The sequence below is a fragment of the Parafrankia sp. FMc2 genome, from assembly GCF_041008525.1.
Taxonomy (GTDB): Bacteria; Actinomycetota; Actinomycetes; order Frankiales; family Frankiaceae; genus Parafrankia.
Window position 1 is genome coordinate 1 of record NZ_JBFLUG010000155.1, and the last position, 15,550, is coordinate 15,550.

General features: G+C 71.3%; 15 protein-coding genes. 11 read left to right on the forward strand and 4 right to left on the reverse strand.

Annotated elements, in window-relative coordinates; translation table 11 throughout:
• The first annotated feature begins 454 nt into the window (after positions 1–454).
• Entirely contained in the window at positions 455–1,942 is a 1,488-nt protein-coding gene (locus AB1460_RS30985) for an alpha/beta hydrolase domain-containing protein (protein ID WP_368965630.1), read from the forward strand.
• 60 nt (positions 1,943–2,002) lie between these two features.
• Here the strand turns inward: AB1460_RS30985 and AB1460_RS30990 are convergent, their stop codons facing one another.
• Positions 2,003–3,127 (reverse strand): hypothetical protein, encoded by a 1,125-nt coding sequence (locus AB1460_RS30990; protein WP_368965631.1) that lies wholly within the window; start codon positions 3,125–3,127, stop codon positions 2,003–2,005.
• Between the two features lie 435 nt (positions 3,128–3,562).
• Here AB1460_RS30990 and AB1460_RS30995 point away from each other — a divergent pair, with 435 nt between their 5' ends.
• On the forward strand, positions 3,563–4,318 hold the full coding sequence (locus AB1460_RS30995) for an NPP1 family protein (RefSeq protein ID WP_368965632.1): 756 nt from the start codon (positions 3,563–3,565) through the stop codon (positions 4,316–4,318).
• Between the two features lie 100 nt (positions 4,319–4,418).
• Here the strand turns inward: AB1460_RS30995 and AB1460_RS31000 are convergent, their stop codons facing one another.
• From AB1460_RS31000 to AB1460_RS31010, 3 genes are all read right to left on the reverse strand, one after another.
• On the reverse strand, positions 4,419–4,718 hold the full coding sequence (locus AB1460_RS31000) for a hypothetical protein (protein ID WP_368965633.1): 300 nt from the start codon (positions 4,716–4,718) through the stop codon (positions 4,419–4,421).
• Between the two features lie 64 nt (positions 4,719–4,782).
• On the reverse strand, positions 4,783–5,430 hold the full coding sequence (locus tag AB1460_RS31005) for a CoA transferase subunit B (RefSeq protein ID WP_368965634.1): 648 nt from the start codon (positions 5,428–5,430) through the stop codon (positions 4,783–4,785).
• A gap of 2 nt (positions 5,431–5,432) precedes the next feature.
• On the reverse strand, positions 5,433–6,176 hold the full coding sequence (locus tag AB1460_RS31010) for a CoA transferase subunit A (protein ID WP_368965635.1): 744 nt from the start codon (positions 6,174–6,176) through the stop codon (positions 5,433–5,435).
• Positions 6,177–7,204: 1,028 nt separating this feature from the next.
• On the opposite strand from AB1460_RS31010, the gene AB1460_RS31015 reads away from it, so the two are divergent.
• The 9 genes from AB1460_RS31015 to AB1460_RS31055 form a co-directional block, all read left to right on the forward strand.
• On the forward strand, positions 7,205–8,344 hold the full coding sequence (locus AB1460_RS31015) for an acyl-CoA dehydrogenase family protein (RefSeq protein WP_368965636.1): 1,140 nt from the start codon (positions 7,205–7,207) through the stop codon (positions 8,342–8,344).
• Between the two features lie 15 nt (positions 8,345–8,359).
• Complete coding sequence (locus AB1460_RS31020; RefSeq protein ID WP_368965637.1) at positions 8,360–9,781, forward strand: aldehyde dehydrogenase family protein; 1,422 nt, start codon at positions 8,360–8,362, stop codon at positions 9,779–9,781.
• Between the two features lie 109 nt (positions 9,782–9,890).
• On the forward strand, positions 9,891–10,274 hold the full coding sequence (locus AB1460_RS31025; protein WP_071083092.1) for a carboxymuconolactone decarboxylase family protein: 384 nt from the start codon (positions 9,891–9,893) through the stop codon (positions 10,272–10,274).
• Positions 10,202–11,146 carry an NAD(P)-dependent oxidoreductase gene (locus tag AB1460_RS31030; RefSeq protein ID WP_368965642.1) on the forward strand — a complete coding sequence of 315 codons (945 nt, stop codon included), beginning with the start codon at positions 10,202–10,204 and terminating at the stop codon, positions 11,144–11,146. The genes AB1460_RS31025 and AB1460_RS31030 overlap by 73 nt, the downstream gene beginning before the upstream one ends.
• A gap of 692 nt (positions 11,147–11,838) precedes the next feature.
• Positions 11,839–13,110 carry an aromatic ring-hydroxylating oxygenase subunit alpha gene (locus tag AB1460_RS31035; RefSeq protein ID WP_368965638.1) on the forward strand — a complete coding sequence of 424 codons (1,272 nt, stop codon included), beginning with the start codon at positions 11,839–11,841 and terminating at the stop codon, positions 13,108–13,110.
• Complete coding sequence (locus tag AB1460_RS31040) at positions 13,094–13,417, forward strand: hypothetical protein (RefSeq protein ID WP_368965639.1); 324 nt, start codon at positions 13,094–13,096, stop codon at positions 13,415–13,417. Before AB1460_RS31035 ends, AB1460_RS31040 begins: the two co-directional genes overlap by 17 nt.
• Before the next feature lie 2 nt (positions 13,418–13,419).
• Positions 13,420–14,628 carry a metal-dependent hydrolase family protein gene (locus tag AB1460_RS31045; protein ID WP_368965640.1) on the forward strand — a complete coding sequence of 403 codons (1,209 nt, stop codon included), beginning with the start codon at positions 13,420–13,422 and terminating at the stop codon, positions 14,626–14,628.
• Positions 14,618–15,028, forward strand: a complete 411-nt coding sequence (locus tag AB1460_RS31050) for a nuclear transport factor 2 family protein (protein WP_071083060.1) — start codon at positions 14,618–14,620, stop codon at positions 15,026–15,028. The genes AB1460_RS31045 and AB1460_RS31050 overlap by 11 nt, the downstream gene beginning before the upstream one ends.
• Positions 15,025–15,550, forward strand: a 526-nt coding sequence (locus AB1460_RS31055) for an acyl-CoA dehydrogenase family protein (protein ID WP_368965641.1), incomplete at its 3' end; no start/stop codon positions are given. The genes AB1460_RS31050 and AB1460_RS31055, both read left to right, overlap by 4 nt.

Sequence of the window (15,550 nt, forward strand, 5' to 3'; positions counted from 1 at the left end):
CCCCCGTCCCTCGGCTCTGCATCAGCACCTCCTCGACATCCTCGATGTCGACCCGACCCGGCCACCTTGAACCGAAACCGGGCCGGTCAACGCATCGCAACCCCATGTGCGGAAGACAGGTCTAGCGGGCACCGGTTTGGACGAGACGCTCCATGTCCGGGCAGGGGACTTCGTAGGCTGCCTCCGATGACGGCAGGTTCGTACGCCGGCATAGTGAGCGCCGCTGATGTTACTGGCGGGTCACTTGTCCGCCCGGGCCGCCGGCTTCGGCACCTGCGCGCGACGCGGTCGCGGCCAGGTGCGAAACGCCACACGGTCCGGGTGGGGCCTGTCTCGGATGAAAGCGGTTGCCGCTATGAAGCTTCACGGATCCACCCGGGGCGCCTTATTCGGAGACGCCGGTCTGCCTGAAGGCGCCGGTTCATCTCAGGACGCCGGTGCCCGACCTCGGCGGATGCCCCGCTGGTTCCGGCGGACGACGACTGCCGTCGCCGCCGCCGCGGTGCTGTCGCTGACGGCCTGCCTGCCGCCCGGTGGCGGCGGTGGCCCCGGGCCCACGCCGACGCCGGTGCCCGGGCCGGCCGCGGACCTGTCGCAGGAGCTGACGGGTGGGAACGGCCCGTTCATCGGCACCGCGATCCCCGTGGACCTGCAGCAGGCGGGCTACGTCCAGCACGAGTACGCCGCGGCCGGTACCGCCACGTCGTACAAGCCGGTCGGCGCCCTGCGCGGGGACGGCAGGTGGAACTTCCAGACCGACGGGACCGCGCCCTACCGCACCCGGGTCCTGGTACGCCAGCCGGCGGACGCGGCGCGGTTCAGCGGCAAGATCGTCGTCGAGTGGCTCAACGTCAGCGGTGGCGTCGACGCCGACCCCGAGTGGGCGACCCTGCACGAGGAGATCATCCGATCCGGTGACATCTGGGTCGGCGTTTCGGCCCAGCGGCTCGGCATCCTCGGCGGGCAGATCCTCGTCCAGGTGCCCGCGCCGGGCGCGGAGAACGCCGGCAAGGGCCTGAAGACCATCGATCCGGCCCGCTACGGGTCCCTCGACCATCCTGGTGACGGCTTCGCGTTCGACATCTTCACCCAGGTCGCACGCAGCCTCCGCGACGGAGCCGGGATCGGCGGGCTGCAGCCGGAACACGTGATCGCCTCCGGGCAGTCGCAGTCGGCGTTCGCGATGGTGACCTACTACAACGGCGTCCAGCCGCTGACCGGCGTCTTCGACGGCTTCTACGTGCTCAGCCGGGGCGCGGCCGGCCTGCCGATCGTCGGCCCCGGGGAGAACGCGGACCTGGCCGGTGCGATCCTCGGCGGCACCACGACCACCTTCCGCACCGACGTTGTCGCGCCGGTGATGGACGTGCAGGCCGAATCCGACCTGACCAGCGTTCTCGGTTCCGCCAAGGCCCGACAGCCCGACAGCGACCGCTTCCGCCTGTGGGAGATCGCCGGTACCGCGCATGCCGACGCGCATCTGCTCGGCTCGTCCGGTGCCGCCATCGACTGCGGCGCGCCCATCAACGACGGTCCGCTGCACGTGGTCGCCAAGGCCGCGCTACGCGGCCTCACCAGCTGGCTCGACACCGGCACGCCGCCCAGCGCCGCGGCCCGCATCGACGTGGCGGACGGGCTCTTCCCGTCAGTCCGCCGCGACACCGACGCGATCGCCCTCGGGGGCCTGCGCACACCGCCCGTCGACGTTCCCGCCGTCGCGCTGTCCGGCGAACCGGGGCCGACGCTCTCCCCGATCTGCCTCCTGATCGGTTCGAGCAGGCCGCTGCCCGCCGCCCGACTCGCCGCGCTCTACCCATCACGGGCGGACTACGTGCAGCGCTACAACACCAGCGTGGACGCGGCGATCGCGGCGGGCTTCGTCCTCGCCGAGGACCGCGCCGCGCTCACCGGCTACGCCAGGCCGCAGCTCATCGCCGGCTGACCGAAGAGCGCCGCTGCCGGCGCAGGTACCCGCCGCGGTGCCTGCGCCGGCTCGCACCCGTCAGCCGGTCTTCGCCGGGTTCACGGATGACACGCTGCCGGGGTGGCAGACCCTGAAGGGTGCGCCGCTTCCGCCGGACTGCACGACGCGCCCTGACCAGAGCGGGGCGCAGGTGCCGGTGGTCAGTGCCCGCAGCGTCGTTCCGTCATCGACGCCGTTGTTGAAACACCAGTCGTAGTAGACGTAGGCCTCGTGGACCGACCCGCCCGCCGTCAGACGGAGCACGATCGCGGTGTCCCCCCACATGTCGTGCGCGCAGGTGTCCGGCGTGTCCGGTCCCCCGCCCGCCGGTGCGGCCCTGAGCGCCGCCAGCAGCGCGGTCGCCTCGGTCCCGCCGAGCCCGCGGGAGGCCAGCAGCCCGGGGCTGCCCACCGGGCTGTCCAGGCCGTAGTGGCAGACCGCGACGGTGTCCACGCCGTCGAGCCGGGCCACGTCGAACGGTGCGGGCGGGCGGACGAACCCGCCGGCCTGGACCGGCGAGCTGGCAGCGCAGCCGTGGTGGTCGACCTCGGCCCGACGGGCCGAGGCGATGATCCGACCGGCCTCCTCGAGGTGCGCGTCGTCCGTCAGGACGAACACCTTCGCCGCGCCGACCGTGCGGACGAGCCTGGTCCAGCCGTTCTCGCTGACCTGCCCGTCCGGCACCTCCTCGATCCCGCCTGCGGCGGGTGTGGCGGCGAACCAGACGTGCGGCGACCAGTGCTCGCGCGGCACGCCATCGCCATGCAGGTCCGGCTCCCGCCCACCGCCGGGGCAGGCGATCGTCCTCACGGCCTGGTGGGGGCCTCGGCTGTCGACATAGGGCCTGTCGGGGAACGCCGCCGGCCGGCCCTCGACCGCGGCGCACCAGTCGCCGCCCGGTGCCGGTGCGGGTTCCCAGGAAGCCGGAACCTCCACCACCACGTTCCGGAACGACTCCGACCGCCACCCCGAATCCGATGCCCCGGATGCCCCGCGTTCGCCGGGTGCCGCGGCTTCGGGCCCGCGCCCGCCCGGTGCAGCGCCGCCCGCCTGCCCGCAGGCCAACGCCACACTGCCGATGACCAGCGCCGTGGCCGGCGCCCACATCATCCCCCGCAGACCAGGCCGTCTGCCGCGGCGGGCGACATCGACCAGCCGGGCCACAGCAGGCCGACACGATATGCGGACCGGACGAGTTCCCATGGCGGTATCGACGCACAGTCGTGAGCGCCGGTTCCAGCGACTTCCAGAAACTTCGGGACGATCGGCCGCGCCAACCGCTGGCACGTACGCGGCACGCCGCCCGGGGCGAGGACCCGGCTGCCGCCCGACCATCCACCGGAAATCTGCTGTTGGTGCCGTGTTCCGAGAACTGTTGGCGAGCCGACAGCAGACGGAAGGGCCGACAGCAAGGACCGAGGCCAGGAACAGTGGAAACGGTTGCCGGCGACTACGCGACCTGGGGTCCCACAGTATTCTTCCGCTCTTCATAAAGCCGCAATCTTTTCTGGCACGCCGGGCGCAGGGCGACCGAAGAATACAGGGCGGCAGACCGATCAGACCGCCTGACACGTGCCGCGGTCGACCAGGAGGAAGGCAGTGCCGAAGAAGAGGAACCGGCTGAGGGTGTCGTTTGTCCTCGGCTGTACCGCAGCGCTAATCGGCTTCTTCGCCGGCGTCGCGCTGGCGGCTCCCCCGGCCGCGTTGCCCGCCAACGCGGACACCTTCGAGCAGACGTTCCAGCCGGCCTACGACTATGACACCGACGGTTGCTACTCCACCCCTGCGATCGGCCCCTCGGGAACCCTGAACGGCGGGCTCAACCCGTCCGGCGCGCTCAACGGACAGTGCCATGACGCGAGCGACCTCGACAACACGAACGGCTACTCCCGCTACACGTGCAACAACGGCTGGTGCGCGATCCTCTACGGCCTCTACTTCGAGAAGGACCAGGCGACGATCGGCGGCCACCGGCACGACTGGGAGCATGTCGTCGTGTGGGTGCAGAACAACCAGGCGCAGTACGTCTCCACCTCGGCGCACGGGAACTTCAACATCTACCCGAGCAGCCAGATCCGATGGGATGGCACGCACCCCAAAATCGTTTACCACAAGGACGGTGTGAGCACCCACTGCTTCCGGCCGGCGAACTCCAATGACGAGCCGCCGGAGAACGCCTACCACACCTGGCGGTACCCGCCCCTGGTCGGCTGGGGCGGCTATCCGAGCGGAATCCGGGACATTCTCGCTGCGGCCAACTGGGGCAGCGCCGTCTTCGGCCTGAAGGACGGCAACTTCAACAGCCACCTGGCGGCGGCCAAACCGGCCGGCATCCCCTTCGACCCCAACGCCTGACCGATCGCCCGCGCCGGGTCACCCCCACCGCACGTTCACCGCGGGTGACCTGGCGCGTTTCCCGGGCCTCCGGCCCGGCGGGAGGCAGGCACTGCGCCGGTCACCCGCGCCAGGGCGGGCGCAGTGGTCGAGGTCGCGCCCGCCCCTGTGCAGGGTTGGCGAACTCGAACCTGCCGACGACCGTCCGGCCGTCCTCGGCGTACACAGGTACCGAGATCGTTCCGCCGGCCGCGGCGAGGTCGTCGAGGTGGCGGTTCCAGGCGGCCGCCTCCTCGAGAGTGCTGACAGTGCCGCCGGTCGCCGCCTCGCACTCAGCGCGGTTCAGATAGCCGGTCCGCCCGTTCGTCGCCCGAGCGAGGTAGAGATCCGGCTCGTCGCCCGCCTCGTCGACGTCGCTCAACGATCCGTAGGTCTGTCCGGCCGCGTTGGTCGGCCACCGGCGGCCCATGGCACGCGGGCTCGGGCTACGCCGGCACGAGGTCGACGGTGAGCTCACTACCGGTGGCGGCCCGCACGTCGTCGACGGTCACACCGGGCGCCGTCTCGCGCAGGACGAGACCGGAGTCGGCGACGACGTCGATGACCGCCAGGTCGGTGATGATCCGGTGCGCGCACGCCCGGCCGGTCAGCGGCAGGGTGCACTCGTCCAGGATCTTGTGGCTGCCGTCGCGGGCGACGTGCTCCATCATCACGATCACGTGCCGGGCGCCGTGGACGAGGTCCATCGCCCCGCCCATGCCCTTGACCATCTTGCCGGGGATCATCCAGTTGGCGAGGTCGCCGGTGCGGGAGACCTGCATCGCGCCGAGCACCGCGACGTCGACGTGACCGCCGCGGATCATCGCGAACGACGAGGCCGAGTCGAAGAACGAGGCCCCGGGCAGAACCGTGACCGTCTCCTTGCCCGCGTTGATCAGGTCCGGGTCGACGGCGCTCTCGGCCGGGTACGGGCCGACGCCGAGGATGCCGTTCTCGCTGTGCAGCACCACGGTCACGCCGGCGGGCAGGTAGTTCGGAACCAGCGTCGGCAGACCGATGCCGAGGTTGACGTACTGGCCGCTCTCCAGCTCGCGGGCGACGCGAGCGGCAAGTTCGGTACGAGTCAGGGCCATGGTCAGCTCACCGTCCGCTTCTCGATCCGCTTCTCCGTCTCGGGGGCGTGCACGACCCGCTGGACGAAGATCCCGGGGGTGTGCACCTGGGCCGGGTCGAGCTCGCCGGGCTCGACCAGCTCCTCGACCTCGGCGATGGTCACCCGGCCGGCGGTCGCGCACAGCGGGTTGAAGTTCGCGGCGCTGGCGCGGTAGACGAGGTTGCCGTGCCGGTCGCCCTTCCAGGCGTGCACGAACGCGAAGTCGCAGACGATGCCACGCTCGAGGACGTAGGCGGCGCCGTCGAACTCCCGGGTCTCCTTCGGCGGCGAGGCGAGGGCGACCCCGCCCTTGCCGTCGTACAGCCAGGGCAGGCCGCCCTCGGCGACCTGGGTGCCGACACCGGCCGGGGTGTAGAACGCCGGGATGCCGGCGCCGCCGGCCCGCAGCCGCTCGGCCAGGGTGCCCTGCGGGACGAGCTCGACCTCCAGCTCGCCGGAGAGGAACTGGCGCTCGAACTCCTTGTTCTCACCGACGTAGGAGCCGGTCGTGCGACGGATCCGGCCCGCGCGCAGCAGCATGCCGAGGCCCCAGTCGTCGACCCCGCAGTTGTTGCTGACCGTCTCCAGGTCCTTGGGACCGGCCTCGAGGAGGGCACGGATGAGAGCACTCGGGATGCCACAGAGCCCGAAGCCGCCCACCGCCAGCGACGCCCCGTCAGGGACATCCGCCACAGCGAGCGCCGGGCTCGGAATCACCTTGTCCAACCTGTCCACCCCTCCATCGCGCTACGGCGCCGGTCCTCGTCCGCCCGCGGCAGGCCGTGGTGCCTGCGCGGGGTCCGCCCGCGGCCGGCGGGCAACAACCTTCGATCAGCATGGCCGGTTCGACCGGCAGAACCGGCCCGACCGGTGCGCTGGGAGCCACGCTGGGATCATGGCGCCGGGCCACGGCGCGCGGGGCCATGCGGCGCGGGCCCACGGGAGGAAGCCACGGAGGACTGCACGCCGGCCCCTTTCACGCGACGGTTCACGTTAGCAGAGACTCACATCGGCGCAGGCCCATCTCACCTGATCGGGCTCCGACTGCCCGGTGCCCGGCACCCGGGGCCTCCGCTGGACTGCGTCCAGGTTGCGGCGGTACGTTTGGCAATGTTCCGCCGGCTGATGAGAACGCGATTTCCGCGGCCCGCCGACCTGCGGCTCCCGACGTGAACCGTCCACGGCGGACCCCTCCGAGGCGACCTGGAGGCATCCGACTGATGCTGTCGAAGGCGAGATCCGCTCCGGAGGTCCCGGGGGCGGCCGGCAGCGGATTCCAGGCAGGCTTCCCGACGGGCCGCGCACCCGGGCACCGAAACGATCCGTCCGCGCGCGTCGGGCTCCCCCCGCGAGAACCGTCCTCTCCGCAGGGGCGCTCCCCCGCCCGCCCGGCTCTCGCCGCGGGCGGGCCTGCCCGGCTGAGTCACTCGTCCCCCTGACCACCGGCACCGGGCGAGGCCGGGCAGCGCCGGGCGCCACCAGCTCACCGCGGCGGGCTCGCCCCGGCCTCCAGCCCGATGACCTGCCCGCCACGGCCCGCTGGCAGGCTCCGCCCAGTGACAACGTCCCGCTCCGACCCGTCCCACCACCGTCATGAGGCCGTTCGCGGCTCGCGGCCGGAGCGACGGACCACGCCGGCAGCGGCCGGAGGGCGTCACCGGGCAGCACGGCGGGGTCACTCGGCCGCACACCCACGCAAGCAAGGACACAGACACGGCGGAGACTTCCGCCTTGACCAGGAGAGAGGCGACCGGATGCGACGCACGGTCTACGGTCCCGAACACGAAGCCTTCCGGGCGGCGGTCCGCACCTTTCTCGAGAAGGAGATCGGGGCTCACTACCGGGAGTGGGAGGAAGCCGGCCTCCCCCCGCGCGACTTCTACAACAAGGCCGGTGACCTCGGGATCCTCGGTCTCGGCATCCCGGAGGAGTACGGCGGCGGCGGCGCCGACTTCCTGTTCAACGCCGTCGTCACCGAGGAGGCCGCGCGGGCCGGCTACGCACTGGGCCCGCTGCGCATCCACGCCGACATCTCCGTCCCCTACTTCGTCGATCATGGCAACGACGAGCAGAAGGCGCGCTGGCTGCCAGGCCTGGCCAGCGGCGAGCTGGTCGCCGCCCTGGCACTGACGGAGCCGGGCGCCGGCTCGGACCTGGCCGGCCTGTCGACGACCGCGCACCGCGACGGCGACCACTACGTGGTCAACGGCTCGAAGACGTTCATCACCGGCGGGCTCAACGCCGACCTGTTCCTCACCGCGGTGAAGACGGACCCGACCCAGCGCCACGCCGGGCTGTCGCTGCTGGTCATCCCCGGTGACCTGGCGGGTGTGAGCCGTGGCGCCCCGCTGCACAAGATCGGCCTGCACATCCAGGAAGCGGTCGAGATCTTCTTCGACGACGTCCGCGTGCCAGCCGAGTACCTGCTCGGCGAGGAGGGCCAGGGCTTCACCTACCTGACGTCCCACCTGGTGCAGGAGCGGCTCTCGATCGCGATCAACGCGCAGGGCGCGGCGGCGTCGATCATCGAGCAGACGGTGGAGTACGTCAACAGCCGCAAGGTGTTCGGCAAGACACTCAACACCTTCCAGAACACCAAGTTCGTGCTGGCCGGCTGCGCCACCGAAGTCGAGGCCGGGCAGGCGCTGCTGGACCAGGTGCTGCTCGCCCACGTGGCCGGCGAGGCCACCCCGGCCGACGCCGCGAAGGTCAAGCTGTTCTGCACGGAGATGCAGGGCCGGGTGATCGACGCCTGCCTGCAGCTGTTCGGCGGCTACGGCTACATCAACGAGTACCCGGTGGCGCGGGCCTGGGCGGACGCGCGGGTCGGGCGGATCTACGGCGGCTCCAGCGAGGTCATGAAGACGATCATCGCGAAGTCCCTCGGACTGTGACGGCCGGAGTCTGACATGCCCGACCGCCACGATCACTGGATCGACGGCCACGCGGTGGCGCCGGCCGGCGGGGCGTACCTGCCGACGCTCGACCCGTCCACACGCGAGACCGGCGACGAGATCGCCGCCGGCTCGGCGCCGGACGTCGAGCGTGCCCTGACCGCCGCCGCGGCGGCGCAGCCGGCGTGGGCCCGCAGTTCCGGCGCGCAGCGCAGCGAGATCCTGCTGCGCGTCGCGGACGTGATGGACGCCCACACATCCGAGCTGATGGAGCTGGAACGGGCCGCCACCGGGAAGGTGCCCGGCCAGCTGCGGGTCGAGGTCGAGATGTCGTCGGCCTACTTCCGTTACTACGCGGGGGTTCTGCGGGCGCAGCACGGTCGCACGATCGACCTCGGCGGGGACAGCCACACCTACACCCGGCTGGAGCCGTACGGGATCATCGCGGTGATCACCCCGTGGAACCTTCCGCTGAACCAGGCCTGCCGGGCGCTGGCCCCGGCGCTGGCGGCCGGGAACGCGGTCGTCGCCAAGCCGTCGGAGCTGACGTCCGTCTCGACGGTGTACCTGGCCCGGCTCGCCACCGAGGCCGGGCTGCCGGACGGGCTGCTCAACGTGGTGACCGGCACCGGGCCGGAGGTGGGCACGCCGCTGGTCTCCGACGCCCGGGTCGGGCGGATCACCTTCACCGGTTCGGTCGCCACCGGGCGGCACCTGGCGCGGATCGCCGCCGACCGGCTGGTGCCGACCACCCTGGAGCTGGGGGGCAAGTCCCCGATCCTGGTGTTCGCCGACGCGGACCTCGAGCGGGCCGCCGCGGCGGCGGCCTCGTCGGTGGCGACGAACGCCGGTCAGGTCTGCTCGGCGACGACCCGGCTGCTCGTCGAGGCCCACGCCCACGACGAGCTGGTGGAGCGGGTCGTTGCCGCCGTCGAGAAGCTCACCCCGGGGGTCGACTTCGGCCCGATCATCACCGAGGCCCAGTACCGCAAGGTGCTGGACTTCTTCGCGGCGACGCGGGCGACCGGCGTGGAGCCGGTGACCGGCGGCGGGCCCTACGAGGACGGCCCCGGCGCGCGCGGATTCTACATCCGTCCCACCATCTACGCCGGGGTGGCGCCGCACCTGCCGGTCGCCCGCGAGGAGATCTTCGGCCCGGTCCTCGTCACGATGCCGTTCGACGGCGAGGACGAGGCGCTCGCGCTCGCCAACGACTCCGAGTACGGCCTGGTCGGCAGTGTGTGGAGCGGGGACGTCGCCCGCGGCCTGCGGCTCGCCGAGGGCATCGACGCCGGCCAGGTCGCGGTGAACGGTGGTCCGATGACCATCGAGACGCCGTTCGGTGGTTACAAGGCCAGCGGCTACGGGCGGGAGAAGGGCATCGAGGCGCTACACGAGTACGCCCGGGTGAAGACCGTCAGCCTGTCCCTCCGCTGACGCCCTCGGGGCTCGTTATCTGACACGCATGGCTCCCACCGGCACGGATCTGACACGCGCGGATCCGTGCCGCGCGGATCCGACCTGCACGGAGAGGACCACCACAACCATGGAACAGAGCGAGCAGCTCCAGGCCGCCTACGCACTGCGCCGGGCCATGCTGGGCGACGCCTACGTGGACAGCGCGACCAGCGACACCGACGAGGTCAGCCAGCAGTTCCAGGACCACATCACCGCGCAGGCGTGGGGCGTCTGGACGCGGGAGGGCGTGTTGTCCACCCGCGACCGCAGCCTGCTGGTCATGGCGATGACGGCCGCGCTGGGCCGGATGGAGGAGTTCCGGCTGCACGCGAGCTGCTCGCCGCGCACCGGGGTGAGCGACGCGGAGATCGACGAGCTGCTGTTCCAGGTGGCGGCCTACTGTGGCGCGCCGGCCGCGATCTCCGCGCGGCGCGCGGTCCGGGCCGTGCGGGCGGAACGCGACGGGGCATGACGATGACGGACGTGACCTCGCCGAGCGTCGGGTTCATCGGGCTGGGGAACATGGGCGGGGCGCTCGCGGCGAACGTGGCCGCCACCGGCGTCGAGCTGGTCGTGCACGACGCCGCCGGGCCGGGCCGGGCGCCGGCCGGCACGGTCTTCGCCGACGACGTGGCCGCGGTCGCGCGGGCCGCCGACGTCGTGGTGCTGAGCCTGCCCGACGGCACCGTGTCGGAGGCGGTCGCCCGGCAGCTCGCCGCGGCCGACGAGCGGCGGGTCACCCAGGTCGTCGACACCTCGACGATCGGGGTGACCGCCGCCGGGCGCATCACCGAACTCCTCGCCGCCCGCGGGATCGGGTACGTCGACGCTCCGGTCTCCGGTGGCGTGGCCGGGGCTCGCGCCCGGACTCTGACAGTGATGTACGCGGGCACGGACGAGGCGTGCGCGCGGGTGGAGCCGGTCCTGGCGGCGCTGTCGGACCGCCGCCGCCGTGTCGGTGACCGGCCGGGGCTGGCCCAGGCGCTGAAGCTGGCGAACAACTTCCTCGCCGCGGTCGCGCTCGCGGCCACCAGTGAGGCTGTCGCGTTCGGTACCGAGGCCGGTCTGGACATGGCGACCATGCTGGACGTCCTGAACACGGCGAGCGGGCAGAACAACGCGACCGCGGAGAAGTTCCCCCGCCAGGTCGTCACCGGCACCTACGCCGCCGGTTTCGCGAACTCGCTGATGGCGAAGGATCTGCGGCTCTACCTCGGCGAGGTGCGGGAACGGGGTGGGCCGACGTCGCTCGGCACCGTCACCTCCTCGCTGTGGGAGGCGTTCGCGGCCGCGGAACCCGGCGTCGACTTCACCAGGATCTATCCGTTCGTGCGGGGCTCCTGACACCTCTCCGGGGCGCCTGCGCCCTCCGGTACCCCTGCGGGGCGCCTCCTGACACGCCCTGGGGGCGCGGCCGGGAGGCGCCCCGTTCACGTGTCGGAGCCGCGGTAGAGCCGCGGTGACGCCGCGACGGGGTCGTGGTGGCGCCCTGGTGGAGCCGTGCTGGAAACGCGGCGGCCCGAGCTCCGGAGAGCGCCTCCACAGGTTCTTGAGAGCGGTCGGACAGGTTCCAGAGAGCGCCTCGGCACCTTCGCGGGACAAGGTATGACATCCTCCTCTCCATGACAGGGAGCATCCCTCTCCTGCCTGGAGAACTGGCGACCCCTGGGGAGGTGTCGCGGCGCCGGGGCGCCGCCGGTGGAAGTCGTCACCCGGGGCTGCGGCCACGGCCGAAGGGTCGGAAACGGCCCACCTCGGCCCGGCGCCTCCGCCCCGCCGAAGGCGCCGGACGTTGACGCGGACGCCCCTCTCGTGGAAATCTTATTATCGACCGCGAGAACGTAGTTCTCACCAGAGCGAGGGGAGGCTGGACGGCTGTGTGTGTTCCGTTCCGCCCACCGTCGCCACCGGTCGACTCGAGGACCACGTCGACGGCCGCCAGGGGATGGATCCGCCGCACACCGTCGGTGCCTGTCGCCTGCTCGCCACGGCCCGCACCAGTACCGGCATAGAGCTCGAACACGAGAGGTAGACCTGTGCCCCACTTCACCAAGCCCCCGGCGGGGAGCTGGACCGAGAACTATCCCGAGCTCGGTACAGCGCCCGTCGACTACACCGACTCGATCGACCCCGAGTACTACGAGAAGGAGCGCCAGGCGATCTTCCGGCGCACCTGGCTCAACGTCGGCCGGATCAACCGCCTCCCCCGCACCGGCAGCTACTTCACCAAGGAGCTGCCCTCCGCCGGGACGTCCCTTGTCATCGTCAAGGGCGGCGACGGCAAGGTCCGCGCCTTCCACAACGTCTGCCGCCACCGCGGCAACAAGCTCGTCTGGGACGACTTCCCCGGCGAGGAGACCGAGGGCACCTGCCGGCAGTTCATCTGCAAGTACCACGCCTGGCGGTACGACCTCACCGGCAAGCTCACCTTCGTCCAGCAGGAGGGTGAGTTCTTCGACCTGGACAAGGACCAGTACGGCCTCAAGGAGGTCGCCTGCGACGTCTGGGAAGGCTTCATCTTCGTCAACCTGGACCCGCAGGAGACCCTCACCGAGTACCTCGGTGACATGGTCAAGGGCCTGGAGGGCTACCCCTTCTCGGAGCTGACCGAGGTCTACTCCTACAAGGCCGAGATCGGCGCCAACTGGAAGCTGTTCATCGACGCCTTCGCGGAGTTCTACCACGCTCCGATCCTGCACCAGAAGCAGGCTGTCAAGGGCGAGGCCGAGAAGCTGATCGGCTACGGCTTCGAGGCGCTGCACTACGAACTCTTCAGCCCGCACTCGATGGTCTCCTCCTGGGGCGGCATGGCCCCGCCGAAGGACCCGTCGATGGTCAAGCCGATCGAGCGTGTCCTGCGCAGCGGCCTGTTCGGCCCGTGGGACACCCCCGACGTCGACGGCCTCGAGGTCAAGGACCTGCCCGCCGGCATCAACCCGACCAAGCACCGGTCGTGGGGCACCGACTCGTTCGAGATCTTCCCGAACTTCACGCTGCTGTTCTGGAAGCCGGGCTGGTACCTGACCTACCACTACTGGCCGACCGCGGTGAACAAGCACACGTTCGAGGCGAGCCTGTACTTCGCGCCGCCGAAGAACGCCCGCGAGCGCCTCGCGCAGGAACTGGCCGCGGTCACCTTCAAGGAGTACGCGTTGCAGGACGCGAACACCCTGGAGGCCACCCAGACCATGGTCGCCACCCGGACCGTCACCGACTTCCCGCTGTGCGACCAGGAGATCCTGCTCCGGCACCTGCACAAGACCGTCGCCGACCGAGTCAAGGAGTTCAGCGATGCCGCTGCCGTCTGAGTTCGCCGACCTGGCGCCATACCAGGCCTGGGCCCTGGCCACCGAGCCCGAGCGCTACGCGCTGCGGCTGGCCTCCAGCATGGACGACATGCAGGCCTTCTACGACGCGGCCTTCGCCCGGCTCGAGGACGCGATCACCTACCTCGACAAGTTCCCGCTCGATGACCTGCCCGAGGACGCCCGCGCCCTCATGCACCTGATGCAGTCCCTGGTCATGGTGTCCTTCCCGGTCGAGGTCTGGAAGCAGCCGAGGGTTCCCGACAGCGGCGCCGCCTACCTGGACGTGATCGTCGAGCCCGTCGTCTGACGGTGCTCACGCTCAGGGCTGCCGGGCTTGTCGACGTCGACCTCGGCGAGGTCGTCAGGCCCGGCATCGTCAAGGTCGACGGCGAGCGGATCGTCGGGGTCGGCGGCCCCGTCGAGGGCGAGGTCGTCGACCTTGGCGACCTGGTCCTCCTGCCCGGCCTGATGGACATGGAGGTCAACCTCCTGGTCGGCGGCCGCGGGGAGCACCCCGTGGTCTCGCAGGTGCGGGACGACCCGCCGCTGCGGATGCTGCGCGCCGTGGAGAACGCCCGCAGGACCCTGCGGGCGGGCTTCACGACCGTGCGCAACCTCGGTCTGCTGGTGAAGACCGGCGGCTACCTGCTCGACGTCGCGCTGAGCAAAGCCATCGACGCAGGCTGGGTGGACGGCCCACGGGTGGTTCCGGCCGGGCACTCGATCACCCCGACCGGCGGCCACCAGGACCCGACGATGTTCGGGTCGTACGCACCGCACGTTCTCGACCTGACGGTCGAGGAGGGCATCGCCAACGGGGTCGGCGAGGTCCGCCGGGCGGCCCGCTACCAGATCAGGCACGGCGCCCAGCTGCTCAAGGTGTGCGTGTCGGGCGGGGTCCTGTCGCACACCGGCATGCCCGGTGCGCAGCACTACTCGGCCGAGGAGCTGCGTGCCGTCGCCGACGAGGCGCACCGACGGAGCCTGCGGGTCGCCGCGCACGCGCACGGCGCCGAGGCGGTGCGCTCCGCCGTGCTGGCCGGCATCGACTGCATCGAGCACGGTTTCCTCATCGACGACGAGGCGATCGCGCTGATGGTGAAACACGGGACGTTCCTGGTGGCGACCCAGGCCCTCACCGAGGCCATGGACATCTCCCGCGCCGCGCCCGCGCTGCGGGAGAAGGCCGCTCTGATCTTCCCCCGGGCCCGCGCCTCCGTCCGGGACGCCATCGACGCCGGGGTGAAGATAGCCGTCGGCACCGACGCCCCGGGCATCCCGCACGGCAGGAACGCGCTCGAACTGGTAACACTGGTCGAACGCGGCATGACGCCGATCGGCGCCATCCGGGCAGCAACCACCACCTCGGCCGAGCTGCTCGATGTCACCGACCGGGGCCGGCTGGCCGAAGGCCTGCTGGCGGACATCATCGCCGTGCCCGGTGATCCGCTGCAGGACATCTCAGTGCTGCAGAACGTGAAGTTCGTGATGAAGGGTGGCAGGACCTTTGTCCACTGACGATGTCATCGAGATCCAGCAGCTGCTGGCCAAGTACGCGGTGACCATCACCAAGGGCGATGTCGAGGGGCTGTTGTCGGTCTTCACCCCCGACGGCACCTACAGCGCCTTCGGCGACATCTTCACCCTCGACCTGTTCCCCAAGATGGTCGCGGCCGCCCCCAAGGGCCTGTTCCTGACCGGGACGGCGCTCCTCGAGATCGACGGGGACAACGCGTCCGGCACCCAGCCGCTCTGCTTCATCGAGCACTCCAAGCACGACATGCGGATCGGCTACTACTCGGACACCTACCAGCGCACGGCGGACGGCTGGCGTCTGCGCACGCGGAAGATGACGTTCATCCGCCGCAGCGGAGCCCACGACTCGGGCCGTCCGCACGCGTACGAACCGACTCCGTGAACATCGAGGAATTCCGGTCGGGCGTCCGGGAATGGCTTGCGCAGCATGACCTGACCCCGGGGCCCGACCACTCCCTCGACGGCCAGGTGGCGCAGCTCGCCCGGGTCCGCCGGGAGCTGTACGACGCCGGGTGGATGCGGTACGGCTGGCCCGCCGAGGTCGGGGGGCTCGGTGGCCCGGCGGTGCTGCGCGCGGTGCTCGGCGAGGAGGTCGCCACCCGCGACCTGGCCGAGCCGGGCATCTACTCGATGATCGAGGTCCTGGCACCGACCATGATCTCGTACGCGCCGCCGGCGCTCGCCGCCGAGATGGTGCCGCTGCTGCTGTCCGGCGCCGAGCAGTGGTGCCAGGGCTTCTCCGAGCCCGGCTCGGGCAGTGACCTCGCCTCGCTCTCCACCCGGGCCGAGCCGCGCGGCGACGACTGGGTGATCAACGGGCAGAAGGTGTGGACGAGCCTGGCCCAGTACTCCCAGCGCTGCGTGCTGCTCACCCGCACCGCGCCGGGCCACGGCGGCATCACGG